The 17,573-nt window shown below is 38.8% G+C and carries 11 protein-coding genes; 5 read left to right on the plus strand and 6 right to left on the minus strand.

The window, feature by feature from the left end; genetic code table 11:
• Positions 1-34: 34 nt before the first annotated feature.
• The 3 genes from Q4534_RS14965 to Q4534_RS14975 are packed head-to-tail and all read right to left on the minus strand — an operon-like array spanning position 35 to position 2,250.
• Positions 35-466, minus strand: coding sequence for a hypothetical protein (locus tag Q4534_RS14965; RefSeq protein ID WP_303613957.1), 432 nt, complete (start codon positions 464-466; stop codon positions 35-37).
• Positions 467-474: 8 nt separating this feature from the next.
• Positions 475-1,473 carry a c-type cytochrome gene (locus Q4534_RS14970; protein ID WP_303613958.1) on the minus strand — a complete coding sequence of 333 codons (999 nt, stop codon included), beginning with the start codon at positions 1,471-1,473 and terminating at the stop codon, positions 475-477.
• Positions 1,474-1,479: 6 nt separating this feature from the next.
• Positions 1,480-2,250 (minus strand): sorbosone dehydrogenase family protein, encoded by a 771-nt coding sequence (locus Q4534_RS14975; protein ID WP_303613959.1) that lies wholly within the window; start codon positions 2,248-2,250, stop codon positions 1,480-1,482.
• Positions 2,251-2,799: 549 nt separating this feature from the next.
• On the opposite strand from Q4534_RS14975, the gene Q4534_RS14980 reads away from it, so the two are divergent.
• The 3 genes from Q4534_RS14980 (at position 2,800) to Q4534_RS14990 (ending at position 10,889) form a co-directional block, all read left to right on the plus strand.
• Positions 2,800-5,868, plus strand: coding sequence for a SusC/RagA family TonB-linked outer membrane protein (locus Q4534_RS14980; protein ID WP_303613960.1), 3,069 nt, complete (start codon positions 2,800-2,802; stop codon positions 5,866-5,868).
• Positions 5,869-5,879: 11 nt separating this feature from the next.
• Positions 5,880-7,502: a SusD/RagB family nutrient-binding outer membrane lipoprotein gene (locus tag Q4534_RS14985; RefSeq protein ID WP_303613961.1), complete on the plus strand. Its 1,623-nt coding sequence runs from the start codon at positions 5,880-5,882 to the stop codon at positions 7,500-7,502.
• Positions 7,503-7,586: 84 nt separating this feature from the next.
• Positions 7,587-10,889, plus strand: a complete 3,303-nt coding sequence (locus tag Q4534_RS14990) for a VCBS repeat-containing protein (RefSeq protein ID WP_303613962.1) — start codon at positions 7,587-7,589, stop codon at positions 10,887-10,889.
• Positions 10,890-11,005: 116 nt separating this feature from the next.
• Here the strand turns inward: Q4534_RS14990 and Q4534_RS14995 are convergent, their stop codons facing one another.
• From Q4534_RS14995 to Q4534_RS15005, 3 genes are read right to left on the minus strand one after another with little or no spacing between them, the layout of a single operon-like run.
• Positions 11,006-12,085 carry a bile acid:sodium symporter family protein gene (locus Q4534_RS14995; RefSeq protein WP_303613963.1) on the minus strand — a complete coding sequence of 360 codons (1,080 nt, stop codon included), beginning with the start codon at positions 12,083-12,085 and terminating at the stop codon, positions 11,006-11,008.
• Between the two features lie 6 nt (positions 12,086-12,091).
• Positions 12,092-13,162, minus strand: coding sequence for a bile acid:sodium symporter family protein (locus tag Q4534_RS15000; protein WP_303614155.1), 1,071 nt, complete (start codon positions 13,160-13,162; stop codon positions 12,092-12,094).
• 51 nt (positions 13,163-13,213) lie between these two features.
• The gene (locus Q4534_RS15005; protein ID WP_303613964.1) at positions 13,214-13,681 is read right to left on the minus strand and encodes a RidA family protein; all 468 of its coding nucleotides are present in this window, start codon (positions 13,679-13,681) and stop codon (positions 13,214-13,216) included.
• Between the two features lie 582 nt (positions 13,682-14,263).
• Here Q4534_RS15005 and Q4534_RS15010 point away from each other — a divergent pair.
• The gene (locus Q4534_RS15010; protein ID WP_303613965.1) at positions 14,264-15,196 is read left to right on the plus strand and encodes an SMP-30/gluconolactonase/LRE family protein; all 933 of its coding nucleotides are present in this window, start codon (positions 14,264-14,266) and stop codon (positions 15,194-15,196) included.
• Between the two features lie 30 nt (positions 15,197-15,226).
• Complete coding sequence (locus tag Q4534_RS15015) at positions 15,227-17,470, plus strand: PAS domain-containing sensor histidine kinase (RefSeq protein ID WP_303613966.1); 2,244 nt, start codon at positions 15,227-15,229, stop codon at positions 17,468-17,470.
• Positions 17,471-17,573: the final 103 nt, after the last annotated feature.

Consider the following 17,573-nt stretch of genomic DNA (forward strand, 5'->3'; position numbering starts at 1 on the left):
TTTGGTATTGGGTTTTGAGAGGTATGCTAAAAATCTACTCAAAACCCAATTCCATTTTATATAAGGTTACATGGTTTTCTTCCACATCAAATAGATCCGGATTTTTCAATGCCACCACTTTATTGTCTCTGTTGACTACATTTGGATAATGGACGCCTAATGGGAATTTTACATTGCTGTCAAGGACATTGTAGTCTTTGTCTAGTAGGACGGCATAGTAGGTATCTCTCTTTTCCATTTCAATCTCAGCTCCTTTGTCATTTAACCTTAAAATTTGCCGTATTCCTATACCAGCATTAGTCAATGCGTAATGGCATGGTTTAGGATCATAGCCTTTAAGGTGCAAAGGATCTAGATGGTCAATATTTATCGAGTCTCTAATAGTAATGGAAAAGTTTCTATGAGCTGTTTTTTCTTTTGGCGATTTGAAAACCTTCCTGAGGAGACTCAGGAAATCCAATTGCATAACCGGAATTAATTTAAAATTTTAGCCCTAATCTTTGCCACATCTTCTTTTGCTACTGCGGAAGCATTATTTTCAAAGTTCTTTCTGATAAAGGTTAGTACCTGTGATATCTGCTCATCTGTGAGAAACTGGTGGGCCGGCATGATATTGTCGTAAAGTTCTCCATTGACTTCAATTTCTCCTTCGAGCCCATTTAACACTATATTAATAAGTCTTGATTTGTCGCCTGTGACCCAGTCAGTATTACTTAGTTCCGGAATTCTGCCTTTGGCGCCCTTTCCATCTCTTTGATGGCATGGGGAGCAATAGGTATTGTATACCTTTTTTCCTTCGGGTAGCTGACCTTTGTCTAGGTTGTCTTCCACGGGATGAGGATTGCGAATATTGGCTACCAGTTTTTGTGCTTCCATTTTAGCCAATTCAGCTTCTCCAAATGTAGCTTTGTCACCTTTATATAGAATCCGCCATATTTTTCCCACCCTTGAATCTGACACATATAAGGAACCGTCCGGTCCTTGGGCCAAGCCCATGGGCCTGAATTCCGCATCATTTGTATTGATAATAAGTTCTTTGCCGGCAAATCCATTGGCAAATACTTCCCAATCACCACTGACCTGGCCATTTACAAAAGGAACAAAAGCCACAAAATACCCCGATTGTTGGTAGGGTGATCGATTAGTGGAACCGTGGAAAGCGATAAAGGCACCATTTTTATAGCGATCCGGGAATTGATCTCCGGTATAAAATAGCAAGTCGTTGGGCGCCCAATGTCCGGGAAAGCCCATTACAGGGTCGTCCATGTCAGCACAGCGACCAATAATTTCTCCATCTCCACCATATTCCGGGGCCAAGACCTTCTTTTCATTGATTTGGTCGTAGTAACAATAGGGCCAGCCGTAATCTCCACCTTCTTCTACGCGAATAAATTCCTCAGAAGGTAAGACAGCGCTTTCCCATTGAGTAAAAGTTTCTGGGTACAGAAGGTGGAGGTTGTCGCGGCCATGCATGACCAATTAAAGGTTGTTGTCTTCTTGGTTATAATCCATTGCCACTACGCTTCTAATGCCGGTAGCATACAACTCCCCATCTTTTTGGGTCATATTTAATTGATCCATTTTGAATCGCCAAACCCCTCCGTGTTCGATTAATTCTGGACAGGGGTCCAAGCCGGTGGACCCGGGAATACCTCCCGGTTTGTTGGCCATGTCCTGACAAGCATTAGAAGGGCTTCCAAAAGGTACATACATGTATCCTTCTTCATCAAAAGCGACCGGTTTGGTTATGTGCCAGTGAATCCCATGTTCGTGGTCATCGGTTAGCACTACTTCCATTGGCGTATCAGGAACGAGTTGTCCGGGTACAAGTTTGTTTCTGTAAACAACTCTGGCTGCACTATAATATAAATAACCATCGTGGATGCGCATGCCATTGGCTAGACTACCCTCGTCTTTATAGTCACCGAAGTATGTAATGATGTCTGCTTTGCCATCTCCGGTTGTATCTCGCAATGCCACATTAGATCCAGTTCCTTTGGCATACCTTAATTTAACATAGATGTCTCCATTATCATTTACTGCGAGGTGTCGGGCTTTGCCGATGCTATCTGCTACAACCAGAGCCCCGAAACCTTCCGGAAGGGTGAGGCCATCATTATTAGGTGCTGAAGGAGGAAAATCTGAAGGATGACTACACGAATAAAGTATGTAACAAAAAAGTGGAAAAAAAATTAAAAATTTTATGAGTGGTAGATTGTAGAATTTCATGGTGTTGCGTGAAAATTTCATGTTAATTAATAAAATTCTAAGGACAAAACAATAAAATTTCAAGAAGGATATGACTTGATAGAAATTATTGCAATTTTCATAAAATAATACAAACAGTTTGGAAAAATGGTCAATCAGAATAATAGGAGGTAAAAATAAGGACTATCTGCATTTTATATTGGTAAAAACTTAATTTAATTATTAAAATTTTTACCTTAATCATAGATCCTAGCTAAAATTTTTACTTTTTAAGGGGCATTAATTTTAAATTAAATTATTTCAAAGGTAAGAGAGTTGTCAGGGAAATATATTTTTCCTTATATTAGCATCAAAACCGCCCAACATTAGTAATAACCTCATGAATTTCTTGATCTTTTGGTCAAATTATGGTCTACAGCACCATAATTTAACCAATTATTCCTGATTGAATGTGTTTTACTTAATATTGGGTTTTTTTGTTAGTCTCGGAATGATTCGAGAGGTATTGCTGAGAACCAGCGATTTTCAAGTAAAAATTTAACTATTGGAAAAATTCCATTAGTCATTTAAATTAAATTTGTTCATTTACTTATGAAAAAAAGATTACTCGTGTTTTTTCTGGCCTTGTTTACAATACAAGCAATGGCGCAGAATCGAACCGTCACAGGAACTGTGACGGACGCAGACGCTGATGCCCCATTACCGGGAGTCAGTATATTGGTAAAAGGGACCAATACAGGTACTATCACTGACATTGATGGTAATTATAGTGTTGATGTCGCTGGGCCATCTGCTGTTTTGGTATTTTCCTATCTAGGATATGGAAAAACTGAAAGGGCTGTTGGAAACAATAGTGAAATCAATGTAGCTCTTGAAGCTGAAGAATCAGCTCTTTCCGAAGTAGTAGTAACTGCCTTTGGTTTGGAAAGAGAAAAGAAAGCTTTGACCTACACTACTCAAGAAGTTAATACAGAAGAGCTTACTCAAGCAAGAGAGCTAAATGTTGTAAACTCTCTTTCCGGTAAAGTAGCAGGTCTTTCCATTAATCGGTCAGGTACTGGTGTTGGTGGATCTACGAGGGTAGTATTAAGGGGTAACAGATCCATTAGTGGAGACAGTCAGCCTCTTTATATTGTTGATGGTGTTCCTGCCAAAGGAATTGAAACCATTAACCCTGATGATATCGAAAGTATCAACGTATTGAAAGGTCCAAATGCAGCAGCACTTTATGGTAGCCGTGCAAATAACGGTGCCATCGTGGTAACTACTAAAAGAGGATCAGAGGGTGGATTCAAAGTAAGCTTAAATACTTCTTATATGTTTGATCAGCCTTTGATTTTGACTAACTATCAAAATGAATATGGTCAAGGAAGTAATGGTGTTTATTCTCCAACGTCTGAATTTTCTTGGGGACCTGCTTTAGATGGATCTACTGTTGCTCATTGGTCTCCGGATCCAAACAGAGCGTCTGATACTTATTCTTATTCTCCTCAGCCTGACAATGTAAGCGATTTCTATCAAACCGGTCATAACTTGGCTACTACATTGGCTATCAGTGGTGGTAATGAAAGAAACCAAACTTACTTCTCTTATACTTATACGGATGCAGCCGGTGTTGTACCTGGAAATGAGTTGGGAAGACATAGTATTAACTTGAGGTTGACTAACAAATTGACTGATAAATTGACTTTAGATTCTAAAATCAATTATATCCGTCAGGATATCGACAACCAACTGTCTACAGGTGAGAATTATGCTAACCCAACAAGACATATAGTAAGGTTGCCTAGAAATATCACAACTGCGGACATTTCTAATTTTGAGTACATTGATGAGTCAGGCCTATTGCGTCAGAATTATTTCAATCCTGGATCCAATGGTGGTGCGAACCCTTATTGGGCAGCAAACAGAAACCTTAAGAGTGATACTTTTGACAGAATTGTGGCTTTTAGTTCATTGAACTACGAAGTTACTGAAGGTTTAACGGTATTAGGTAGGGTTTCTATGGACCGTACTTTCAGTTCTGGAGAAGATAAGTATTACAATGATACTTATATCATTGCACAGAATGGTAGGTATACTGTTAGCCAGGCTGAAAGCATGGAGATCAATACTGACTTCTTGATTTCTTATGAGAAAACATTGAGTGATGATTGGTATTTCAATATCAATGCAGGTGGAAACTCTAGAATCAACAGAAACTCTAGCTTGTCCTCTAATACTGGCCAAAACATGGTCGTTCCAAACTATTTTGCTTTAAGTAACACTTCTCAAGTTGTTTCTTCCTATGGTGTAGGTAGTCCTAAAGATGTAAATTCACTTTACGCTTTTGGTCAGTTGTCATGGAAAAATGCCATCTTCTTGGACATTACTGCCAGAAATGACTGGTCGTCTACATTGCCACAAGAAAACTGGTCATTCTTCTACCCATCTGTAGGTCTTAATGCGGTGATTTCTGATTTATTTGAATTCCCTTCTTGGTTTACTTTTGCTAAAGCAAGAGGTTCATTTGCAGAAGTGGGTAATGATACCAGTCCATATCAATTGCAAAGAACTGCTGCTTTTGCTGCAGGTGGTATAGGTGGTTATGTTTCTTTAAGTACACAATTGCCAAATGCTAATTTACTTCCAGAAACCACAAGATCTATTGAATTAGGTACTGACTTAAGGTTCTTGGATAACCGATTGGGTTTTGATTTCACTTACTACAAAACCAATTCATTCGACCAATTATTTACAGTTGCTTTACCAGTAGGTTCCGGAGCTTCCAGCTTCTTTACCAACGGTGGAGATATTCAGAATGAAGGAATTGAAGTAGTGCTTAACATCACTCCTGTTAGAAGAGCTGATTTTGATTGGAATATCACTACTAACTTCGCTAGAAATATTTCAATGGTTAACGAAATTAACGATGAGAGACCAAGTATCGTTGTCGGAAGTGATTTCTTGAGAGAATTTAGAATTGAAGAAGGTTTGCCATTTGGTGAAGTATATTCTAGAGGTTATTTGAGAAATGATGATGGAGCTGTAATCGTTGGAGAGAATGGTGTTCCATTGAGTACTCCAGGTAAAACTGTTAGAGTTGGAAATTATAATCCAATTTGGACTGGTGGTATCCAAAACACATTCAAATACAAAAACTTCACTGCCAACTTTACTATTGATTTCAGACAAGGAGGTAGCATTTCTTCTTTCACCAATGCTGTAGCTTATGCTGATGGTGTAACTGAAGAAACGCTTCAAGGTAGAGATGGTGGTTTGATCTTCGGTGATAACTTTATGTCAGATGAAACTGCTGTAATGCAACTTGAAGATGGAACCTACGCGCCCAATACTATCGAAACAACTGCTGAGCTGTTTTGGGTAAATATGGGAGGTAGAAATGCACCTATTGGAGAAGTATTCTCTGTATCTGCTACCAACATCAGAATGAGAGAAGCTGTGATCGGTTATGCTGTTCCTGCTAGTAAACTAGAAGGATTGCCTTTGAGCTCTGTAAGTATTTCTTTCGTAGCTAGAAACTTATTCTTCTTCTTAAATGAAGCTGGAAATATTGATCCAGATGTAACCACTGGAACATCTGCTGCGGCTGTAGGATTTGACTCCTTCGCTCCGCCGACTGCCAGATCTTTTGGTTTTAATCTTAATTTAGGATTTTAAAAAATTTGAAGATGATAAAAATTTCTAAAATAGCAATGGGTTTATCCGTCGCAGCACTATCACTTGGTGCTTGTACGGAAAACTTTGAAGAGTTGAATACCCGACCAGATGCCCTAGTTGCAGAGAATTTGGACAAAAACTTATTGGGTAATGCATTCGCAAATGCACAAGCTCGTGCCATGTACCTAGCTCCAGGAGGAGGTACTTCAGGTTTTCAGATTGCCCAAAGTTTATTTGGCGACTTGTACTCTCAGTACTTTGCCACCACTCAAGTAAACTTTGACTCTGATCGTTATACACAAGTAGGTTCTTGGTCTAATAGTGCTTGGAATTACTACTACGGACAAGCCGCTCCGGTTATCCAATTTGTTGAAGAATTCTCTGAAACAAATGAGCTTCCGATTGAAAATGCCATGATTAAGGTATGGAAAGTAGCCGGATACCATAGAATTACTGATTATTGGGGTCCAATTATCTATTCTAACTTTGGCAATGGTGAAACTAGTGTAGCTTATGATCCACAAGAAGATATCTACAAAGATTTCTTTACTACGCTTGATGAAGCAGTAACTGTATTGAAGGCAAATACCGGTAGTACTGCATTTGTTGGTCATGACCAAATATATGGTGGTTCTGTAGACAAGTGGTTAACATTTGCTAACACCCTTAGATTAAGATTAGCCATGAGAATCAGGTTTGTAGAGCCTGCTCTAGCCCAATCTGAAGCTGAGAAAGCTGTAGCTGATGGAGTGATGGCAACCAATGATGATGGTGCTGAAATCCTTACCACAATCAACTCAAGAAACCCATACTGGATCATTACCAACTGGGGTGAGTACAGAATGAGTGCATTGATGGAAAGTGTAATGGTAGGTTATGATGATCCTCGTACTGGTGTATTCTTCAGTGAGACTGTTGATTATCAGAACACCGGAGAAGGAGAGCCTTACCAAGGTCTAAGAAACGGACTTTCTAGAGAAGAATTGGGTACGCCTAATTTGAACGATCTAAATTCAGATATGGGAACTATATTCCTTAATGAAGGTAGAGGAGGAAGTGCTGCCGGTGAACCTTGGAGAGTATTGAGTGCTGCTGAAGCGCAGTTTTTACTTGCTGAAGGTGCTGCCATTGGTTGGAACATGGGCGGAACAGCTCAGGAATTCTATGAAAAAGGAATTACTCTTTCTTTGACTGAGTCAAGAGTTGGAGCAACTGCTGATGTTGTGGATGCATATATCAATAGTGAAAATACTCCTAGTGCTGTAACTTACTCTTACAAGCCTGAGTGGGATATCGCTCCTAGTTCATCTATTCCGGTTAAATTTATGACCGGTGGTAGTTTAGAGGAACAATTGGAACAAATTGGTACGCAAAAGTGGATCGCTATCTATCCTGATGGTTGGGAAGCTTGGGCTGAGTTAAGAAGAACCAATTACCCTTCTCCTTACCCTCGTTTGAACTCTGACAACTTAGATGTTGCTGCAGATGAAGTGATGCCAAGGTTGATCTTCGTTTCAGGTGAATATTCAAATAACCTTGAAGCTGTTGAAGCTGCTGAAGAGTTCCCTGAACTAGTTAGCCGTGGAGGTAACTTGAATAGCACCAAACTTTGGTGGGATGCAAAAGAAGATTAATTGAAAATAAATTGAATATAGATAATATAAAAAGTGCCGTTTTTAACGGCACTTTTTTTAGTTTTATACCAAAATGCTAATGCCATGAAAATCAATGCTAAACCTTTGATATATCTTTTTTTGCTGGGAAGCCTCTTTTCTTGCCAACAGGAAGACCCCAACGCTTTGTTTACTAAAGTTTCTTCTTCCTCATCAGGGATTTCGTTTAATAATTTGGTCAAAGAATCGGATGCTTTCAATGTACTTATCTATGGTTATTTTTACCAAGGAGGTGGTGTAGCTGTTGGAGATATTAATAATGATGGTTTACCTGACATTTACTTTACAGGTAATATGATGGCCAGCAAACTTTTTTTGAATAAAGGGAATTTTGAGTTCGAAGACATTACTAGCAAAGCAGGAGTAGAAGCTGCAGGCTTATGGAATACCGGGACCACCATGGCTGATGTCAATGGGGATGGACTTTTAGATATTTATGTATGTAGGTCAGCAGCGAACAATCCTAGCAATAGAAAAAACCAATTATACATCAATCAGGGGGATCTCACTTTCAAGGAAGCTTCAGCCGAATATGGCTTGGATGATCCCGGATATTCAACGCAGGCCTCTTTTTTCGATTATGACAATGATGGGGACCTGGACATGTTTCTGCTGAACCATTCTACCCAAGAATATGCAGGATTTAGTAGAATAGACGGGTCTTTTAAAACCAGAACAGGAGATTTTTTAGGTGATCGTTTGTATAGAAATGACAATGGTCAATTTGTGGACGTTACCCAAGAAAGTGGCATCATCGACAATGTTTTGGGTTTTGGTTTGGCCGTTACAGTGAGTGATTACAACAATGATGGTTGGCTGGATATTTATGTGAGCAATGATTATAATGAGGAAGATTACCTTTATTATAACCAGCAGGACGGAACCTTCAAAGAGGATCTTAGAAATCATATGGGGCATGTGTCTTTGTTTTCCATGGGAGCCGATGCGGCAGACATGAACAATGACCTCTTGCCTGACCTGCTAACCATGGACATGATGCCCGAATTTAATTTTAACCAAAAGGCAATTTTAGGACCTGAAAATTATAACAAATACAGCGAGTTATTGGACAAGGGGTTTTATCCCCAAAGCATGCGCAACATGTTTCACCTAAATCAAGGAAATGGTAATTTTATAGAAATGGCGCAATACAGTGGGATAGCCCATACCGATTGGAGTTGGGCTGTACTGGCTGCTGATTTCGATAATGATGGCTGGAAGGACATTTTTATTAGCAATGGTTATGCCCGTAATTATTTGGACATGGATTTCATGAATTATGTGGTGAGTGAACGCATCAAGGCCAACCAAACGGGTAAGGAAGAAGCTTTGATGGGACTTATAGATAAAATGCCACCTATTTATGTACAAAACTACCTTTACCATAACCAAGGAGATGCAAGGTTTGTAAATAAAGCCGGAGAATGGGGCTTACAAGATGAAACGGTTTCCAATGCAGCAGCCTATGCCGACTTGGATGGAGATGGAGACCTTGACCTTATTGTTTGCCATACCAATGACCCTGTTTCGATCTACAGAAACAACAGTGAGAAATTAACCCAAAACGCTTTTCTAAAAGTTAAACTTAATGGGGCTGGTCTAAATACAAAAGGAATAGGGGCCAAGGTTTTGGTTTATTCAAATGGAGAAAAATTTCACCAAGAACTGATACCAACTCGTGGTTATCAATCTGCTGTTGATCAAGAATTGGTATTTGGTTTGGGAGAAAAGAAATCGATTGATAGCTTACTAGTTTACTGGCCTACAGGTGAGGTTCAGGTGCTTACCGATATTCCTGTCAATCAAAGTATTGAATTGGCGCAAGTAGAAGGGCAACTTGTAAAGGCTTCTACTGATAAGCCGGTAAAATTCTTTGATGAAGTGCCCGGGGCATTGGGGATTGATTTTGTGCATAAGGAGACTAAATTTTTAGATTTTACCCAAGATAGATTGATGCCCAACTCAATGGGGGCGCTCGGACCTAAGTTGGCCATTGCGGATGTAAATGGCGATCAATTGGAGGATATTTATATTGGAGGAGGAAAGGATCAGGCGGCAAAACTGTATATTCAAAACCGTCAAGGAGTTTTTTCTACAAGTAACCAAGCAGCATTTGAAGCCGATCAAGGCTTTACAGACACGGATGCGATTTGGTTGGATGCCAATGGAGATGGAAGACCTGACCTTTATGTAGTCAGTGGCGGAACTGATTACCCAAAAGATAGTGAGATGTATCAGGATAGGTTGTACATCAACGATGGGAAAGGAAACTTTAGTAGAAATAAAGAGTCACTTCCTTTAATGCCCATAAGTGGAGGCACAGTGGCAAGCACAGATTTTACAGGTGATGGCTTTCCGGATTTATTTGTTGGAGGACGTTACTTGCCGGGTAACTACCCTGAGGCACCTAGAAGTTATCTGTTGGCCAATGATGGAAAAGGAAACTTTACGGATGTTACCGTAGATTTTAATGCTGAATTGATGGCACCAGGTATGGTGAGTGATGCGTGTTTTATTGATACAGACGGTGATGGTAAAGAGGAATTGGTCATTGCAGGAGAATGGATGGGCATTCAATTTTATACCCTGGAGGGCAAAACTTTTGTAGCTTCACATCAAGAATTAACGGCAGCAACCAAAGGTTGGTGGTTGAGTTTGTATCCAACTGATATCGATGCTGATGGAGATTTGGATCTATTGGCGGGTAATTATGGGGAAAACATTGTGTATCAAGCGAGTAAATCCCAGCCGATGCAAGTTGTATTTAAGGATTTTGACAACAATGGAAGAACAGATCCAATTTTCAGCTACTATAAGTCAGATACAAGTTCTTTTGCTTTCAGTAGGGATGAAATAATTGGTCAACTTCCAAAGTTGAAAGGGAAATACACAGACTATAAGTCATTTGCCCAAGCCAGCCTAGAAGATATTTTTAGTCTTTTGGATCTTAGTGATTCAGATACCTTACAAGCAGAAATGCTAGCATCTACACTGTTGCTAAATGATGGAAAAGGTAATTTCACTCCTGAAAAATTACCTGCTGAATTTCAGCTGTCTCCACTTTTTGCAATAAGCAAAACTTCTTTTTCCAATGTTGATCAACCTGTTTTACTAACTGGGGGAAACGTTAGCAAAACCCGTGTGAGTACCGGTAAACTGGATGGGAATCCGGGATTTGTATTTAATATTGATGAGAAAAACCTGGACTTAAGTCTTATGCCCGTGCAACAAACAGGCTTATTCTTTCAAGGAGATGTGAGAGATATTCAAACTGTAAAAATCAAAGGAGAAACCTTTATCATTTACGCTTTTAATGATTCAGCTCTTCGACTATTTAAACTTAACTAATAATTTATGGTCCAGCTTTTGGATCTAGATAAGCTGATTGACCGGGGAGGCATAGGATAGCCATGCTTCCTCGGTTAATTTTTAACCTGAGGGAAATTTATTAGGTGCTATTGTTTTTATTTCGGTTCGTTTTTATGCCAATAGGAGGCAAGTATTGATCCGGAGATGTTCATTATGATGCTAAAGACTGCCGGCGCCAAACCCAAGGTGGCCAATTTACCCATTTCTTTGGCAAGTGCACCTGCCATTCCTCCATTTTGAAGTCCTACTTCTAAGGCAATGGTGCGGGAATCTCTTTCATTAAGTCCCAAAGCCTTACCTGCTGAATACCCTAATAGGTAGCCTGCGATATTATGGAGGAGTACCAGCCCCAGCAGAATAAACCCTATGTCCAGCAGGTTGTCACGACCGGATGCCGTAATAAGGACGATGACGATGGCGACTACAGCCATAGATAACGTTGGCATAACTTTCTGCAGAGAGGCGATTTTATTTCTGAAAAGGTGGTTTACCAACAAACCTGCTCCAATTGGAATAATGACCATTTTGACAATGCTCCACATCATCACAGCTACATCTATTTCTATCATGGAGCCCGCCAACCATTTCATTAAAAATGGGGTTGCAAATGGGGCCAATAAAGTAGATAGGGCAGTAATGGTTATGGATAGGGCCAGGTTTGCCTTGGCCAAATAGCTGATTACATTTGATGCTACTCCACTGGGAGAGCAGCCTACCAAGATTATTCCTGCAGCAATTTCCAAAGGTAGACCACTAAAATTAGCAATGGCCCATCCTGACAAAGGCATTAAGGTGAGTTGGCAGGCCAAACCAATAAATACTCCTTTTGGATTTTTACCGATTTGAATGAAATCTTTTACAGACATGGCTGTACCCATGCCAAACATGATGAATTGAATCAGTGGGGTGATCAGCTGACTTAAGGCATATCCTTTATAGGTGATAAAAGGATTTGGGAAGTACAAGGCAATGGTTGCTGAGCAAAAAATCATTATTGTATAGGTATAGCCTTTCAATTTATTATTGATTGAAAAGGCTATACCTAATAATGCCATAAATCCGATCAGAAATGGTCCTGAGGATTCATGAATTCCTGAAAAGATCAGGTAGAAATATATAGATAGAAGCAATATTGCCAATAGCAATATCGATCGAAAAAGGACTTGCTTTTCCAAAGGCTTCTATTCTTTTGGTGGTTTTCTATGCCAATAAGAAGCTAGTACAGATCCGGTAATGTTCATCAGCGGACCGAATACTGCAGGTGCCAAGCCTATGGTGGCAAGTTTGCCCATTTCTTTGGCTAAGCCAGAAGCCAAACCTCCATTCTGCATGCCCACCTCCAATGCTACTGTTCGTGCATCTCTTTCAGTAAGTCCTAGGCCCTTGCTAATCCAAAAGCCAAGGTTATATCCCATGACATTATGAACAAATACAAGAATGATAAGCAAACCACCTATATCCAGTAAGCTGTCTCTTCCTGCCGCAGTAATGACAACGATGATTATACCTATGCCTGCCATAGAAACCACAGGCATGGCGTCATCAAGCCATTTGGCTTTACCGGAAAATAGCTTATTGAATATAAGGCCAGCACCAATAGGGATAATGACCATTTTGATTATACTCCACATCATGTCCAAAACATTGATCTCCACAAACTGTCCGGCCAAAAGTTTCATTAATAGAGGCGTAAGAAAGGGAGCCAAAAGGGTGGAAATAGCAGTGATTGTAATGGATAAAGCTAGATTGGCTTTGGCCAAATAACTCATTACATTGGAAGCAAGACCACTTGGAGAACAACCAATTAAAATCAGTCCGGCTGCAATTTCCGGAGGGAAGTTGCTAAGGCTTGCCAAAATAAATCCTGTGATAGGCATAATAGTAAATTGACTCAAAAGGCCAATAAATACGCCTTTAGGCATTTTTATTACCCCTGCAAAATCCTTAAAAGCCATTGAAGTTCCCATACCAAACATGATTATTTGGATAAGGGGGGTAATCAAGTTGCTATAAGCATAGCCGTTGTATTCTACAAAATACTCCGGGTAATACATGGCTGCAGTTACCCCTGCAAATATCATGGTAGTGTAAGTGAAGCCTTTTAGTTTTTCGAAGCCTCGAAAACCAATGCCTAAGAGCACGAAAAACGATATTAGAGGAATGGCAGCACTTTCAATATTGCCGGGAATAATAAATATTAAAGCTAAGAGCAGGCACAAAAGGCCTGCTCCTATAAAGTATTTGAAAATCATTTCTTTTTTCAAGGTAACATGGGTTAACAGGTTCTCAGTGAGTTAGCGACATTAAATGTACGCAATACAATCCATTTCCACTAGAGAGTCTCCTGGTACTCCACCATAAGTAGCAACAGTCGTTCTAACTGGTGGTTTACTTCCAAATCTACCTCTAAATACTTCATTCATACCTTTATAATCGGAAAGATCATGAAGGTATACATTTACTTTTAGTACCTTTTCCATAGAGCTACCGGCCTTTACTAATTCTTTTTCCAGCTCTTTTAAAACATGATCGGTATGTGCCTTTATATCTCCATCAAAGTGAGCTCCTTTTCCTGCGATATAAACAGTATTTCCTTGTTTTGTTGAACCGGAAAATAAGGGCACATTTTGATCTTCAACAACGTTGAAAGCTTCTTTTTCTGTACTGGTAGATTCAGTAGTATTTGCTTTAGCTATGGCACTTATTCCGGCTACACCTGCTAGAGAGGCAAATAATTTTTTAATCGTATTTCTTCTTTTCATTGTTTTCATCTTTGTAGATATAGGTTTAGAATTCGCAATTTATCCATTGAAGGTAAATTAATAATATTTTTTCTCCAAAATTAATTGGATGAACAAGCCTGATAACTGTTTTAATGGACATATCTGATTTTAGTAAGAGCCCATACTTATTTACTTAATGATTAGGTTGTTGAATGTTTGTTTAGTTTGTAAAACCAATTTTAATGATATTAACTGTTTGAAGCTAAGGTCAAGCTATTCACTGAGCCCTAAAAGTTTTGAAAGATTGGTTAGAATAGAATAATTGGACATGTTATTAACCATTTTTTTTAAGGTATTTGTTTAATTTTCATTTTGTGGTTTATTTGCAAGGGGTTAAACATTTATATTGTTTTAATTGTTTAAAAGAGTGTGCTGTATGTTTGCCCGCATTTGATTTGGGCTTAAGTTTAGGTTTTCCCTATGATTTTTTGCGTATTTTAATTTGTTCAATTTGTATAATTAATAAGGAAAAATTAATAAATTGATTCGCTTATGGTCCATTCTAATTTGTCTATATTCTTGTGATCATAAAAAATTACCCATAATTTTAGTATTAACCTTAATTGAAAAATGATAAAAAGTATTATTAATCGTATGTCCCTTTTGACATTATTGGTAGCAGTAGGGGCTTGCTCATCAAAATCATCCAAAACTGAAAGTAAGGAAATGGAAACAGAAGAAAACTTTTACATTAGTCAGCCATTTACAAGCAATAATGAATTTACCAATGGAATTGAAGGCCCTGCGGTAGATAAAGAAGGAAATCTTTATGTGGTAAATTTTGGAAATGAAGGTACCATAGGTAAAGTTACTCCTGATGGCAAAGCTTCTCTGTTCGTTACGCTTCCTGAAGGGAGTACGGGGAATGGTATTCGGTTTAATAGCAAAGGTGAAATGTTGATTGCTGATTATACAGGTCATAATGTGCTAAAAGTAGACATGCAATCCTTAGAAATTTCTGTTTATGCGCATCATGATGATTTAAATCAACCCAACGACATTGCCATCATGGACAATGATATCGTGTTTGCCAGCGATCCCAATTGGAAAGAAAGTAAGGGCCAAATATGGCGAGTTGGACTCGATGGTCAATTTGTACGTTTAGAAGCGGATATGGGTACAACCAATGGAATTGAAGTTAGCCCCGATAACAAGACCTTGTATGTCAATGAATCAGTTCAGCGAACCGTTTGGGCATATGACTTAAGCGAATCGGGAGAAATATCAAACAAGAGATTGATCCATACCTTTGATGATTTTGGGATGGATGGGATGCGTGTAGACATAGATGGAGACCTTTATGTAACCAGACATGGAAAAGGTACCGTGGTAAAATTATCCCCAGAAGGAAAATTGCTTAAAGAGATAAAAATGTCCGGAGAAAAGCCTTCTAATATCGCTTTTGGTGGTGTGGATGGTAAAACAGCATATGTGACATTGCAGGACAATGGTAATATTGATTCTTTCCTGGTAGAAAAGCCCGGAAGAGCATTTAAGAAATAATATTTTTTCCCCATTTAGGAATTATGTGAAATGTCAGCTTATGAGGAAGAAAATCTAAGATGGTCTGAAGTATTGGTATCCTGTGATGTCGGTGCTTGGGAACTTGATCCTACCAGTCTAATCTTAAGATTTTCTCCCTCTGGGCAAAAAATCCTCGGTCTTGATTTGGCTAAATTTGAGACCATTTCCCATTTTATAGAATACATCGGTGAACTTGATAAAGCCTCAATTCAGGGAGCCTTTCAAAGGCTACTCAGGGAAAAAGTTGCTTTTGATGAAATTTTTTGTTTTGCCAATCAAAGATGCATAAAGCTTAAAGGGAAGGCCTTAAATAATGAAGGTGATAAGTTGAGGTTCATCGGAACGGTTGAGCACATTGGAACAATTGATAAGATGCAGAAAGCTGAACCTGCATTAACCAACTATTATGGTGATTTATTTGAGTCTAATCCCATGCCTATAGTCATTTGGGATTGTGATACTCAAAAAATAATTGATTGCAATAGGGAAGCGGTTAAAAAATATGGCTATACCAAAGCGGTTTTTCTAGGTTTATCAATAAGTGTTATTGTCCCAAAAGAAGACATCACATTAAACAATTGTTTTACCGGTTTAGAGATAAATGGTGATGAAGTTCAGCAGAGAATATGTCAGCATTTCAAAAAATCAGGAGAAAGCTTTTTTGCTAAAATGCAAAGTAAGCCATTGGTGATTGATGGTAAAGAATGCATCATGGAGCTGATAGCTGATTTTACCAGTCAACTTGAAGCCGAAGAACAGTTACTGGACAGTGTTCAGGAACTTTCCGATTACAGGTTTGCCCTAGATGAGTCCTGTCTTGTACTTATTCTTGATGAAAGTATGAAGTTGGATTACCTTAACCGAAAATTATTAGACATTTCCGGATATGAAGGGCAAGAATTATCGGGAAAACGTCCAACCGTCATTTATGAGGAAAACCAAGCCTTAAAAGATTGCATGGAAGCAGTCTCTAAGGGGCAAATGTGGAGAGGTGAGCTGAAAGGAATAAAAAAATTAAGCGGAGTTTTTTGGATTGATACAGTAATAACGCCCTTTAAGGACAATACTGGCAAAACCTACCAATACATTTGGGTAGGGTATGACATCACGGAAAAACATAAAGCAGATGAATCCTTATTTAAAGAGCGATTTCTATTGAGATCAATCATCGACAATTTGCCTATTCAAATATATGTCAAAGACATTATGGGCAGGCATATTATCAACAATAAAACCCAATACCGCGATTTTCTTGGTGCAGAAACGGAAGAAGAAACCTTAGGGAAGACAGCTTTTGATTACTATCCTTATGAGATTGCCAAAAAGATGACTGTAATTGATCGTCACGTAATTGTGGAAGGTCAATCGGTTAAAAACCTTGAGGAATCCTATACGGATGCTAACGGCCAATTGAGGTGGTTTTTGACCAGCAAAGTTGCGCTTAAAAATGCCTCAAACAAAATTGTTGGCTTGGTGGGAATGACGAGAGACGTGACAGATAGAAAGGAAGAAGAAGCAATTTTAAAGAACTTGAACACAGAACTTACCAAAAAGGCAAAGGCGCTTGAACAGTCCAATCAAGAGCTGGAACAGTTTGCTTATATTGCCTCTCATGATTTGCAAGAACCCTTGCGAATGATCACCGGGTTTGTAAGTTTATTGGAGAAAAAGTATTCCTCTGTATTGGATGAAAAGGGGATTCAGTACATGCACTTTGTAGTGGACGGGGCCTCCCGTATGAGAAATATTATCATGGACCTACTTACCTATTCTAGGGTAGGGAGAGAAGGAGAAAAACTTAAAGAAACAGATATTGGAGAAATTATTTCAAATGCATTGAATCTCCAGAAAACCTTGATAAACCAAAAAAGAGCTAAGATTACTGTGGGACCTATGCCCAAATTGAAGGTTCCGGTGTCTCCCCTTAATCAAGTTTTCCTTAATCTGATAAACAATTCATTAAAATATCAACCCGAAGGAGCCACTCCAAGGATAAAGATTTACGCCAAGGAAAGAAAAGAATTTTGGGAATTTTCTGTAGAGGACAATGGAATAGGGATTCCTCCATCATCTCAAGATAAGGTCTTTATCTTATTTTCTAGGCTTCATGCCAAAAGTCAATATTCGGGTACCGGCATAGGCTTAGCGATGTGCAAAAAAATTATCGAAAACTTAGGAGGAGATATCAATTTTAAATCCAAGGAAGGTGAGGGATCTACTTTTTATTTTTCAGTGCCAAAAGTAATTTATTAAACCAGATAAGATATTTAATTGGGAATAGTTAATCCCATTACATATTTATTCGTAGATAGGGGGAATATTCATTGTATTTATTGCAAGAATTGGCGTTATTAAT

It is taken from the genome of Cyclobacterium sp. 1_MG-2023, from assembly GCF_030546805.1.
Taxonomy (GTDB): Bacteria; Bacteroidota; Bacteroidia; order Cytophagales; family Cyclobacteriaceae; genus Cyclobacterium.

Bases quoted from the DNA above. Each gene is read 5' to 3' on its own strand.
- Q4534_RS15000 (WP_303614155.1), bottom strand. From the start codon at position 13,162: ATGATTTTCAAATACTTTATAGGAGCAGGCCTTTTGTGCCTGCTCTTA.
- Q4534_RS14985 (WP_303613961.1), top strand. From the start codon at position 5,880: ATGATAAAAATTTCTAAAATAGCAATGGGTTTATCCGTCGCAGCACTA.
- Q4534_RS14990 (WP_303613962.1), top strand. From the start codon at position 7,587: ATGAAAATCAATGCTAAACCTTTGATATATCTTTTTTTGCTGGGAAGC.
- Q4534_RS14980 (WP_303613960.1), top strand. From the start codon at position 2,800: ATGAAAAAAAGATTACTCGTGTTTTTTCTGGCCTTGTTTACAATACAA.
- Q4534_RS15005 (WP_303613964.1), bottom strand. From the start codon at position 13,681: ATGAAAACAATGAAAAGAAGAAATACGATTAAAAAATTATTTGCCTCT.
- Q4534_RS14970 (WP_303613958.1), bottom strand. From the start codon at position 1,473: ATGCATGGCCGCGACAACCTCCACCTTCTGTACCCAGAAACTTTTACT.
- Q4534_RS15015 (WP_303613966.1), top strand. From the start codon at position 15,227: ATGTCAGCTTATGAGGAAGAAAATCTAAGATGGTCTGAAGTATTGGTA.
- Q4534_RS14965 (WP_303613957.1), bottom strand. From the start codon at position 466: ATGCAATTGGATTTCCTGAGTCTCCTCAGGAAGGTTTTCAAATCGCCA.
- Q4534_RS14975 (WP_303613959.1), bottom strand. From the start codon at position 2,250: ATGAAATTTTCACGCAACACCATGAAATTCTACAATCTACCACTCATA.
- Q4534_RS15010 (WP_303613965.1), top strand. From the start codon at position 14,264: ATGATAAAAAGTATTATTAATCGTATGTCCCTTTTGACATTATTGGTA.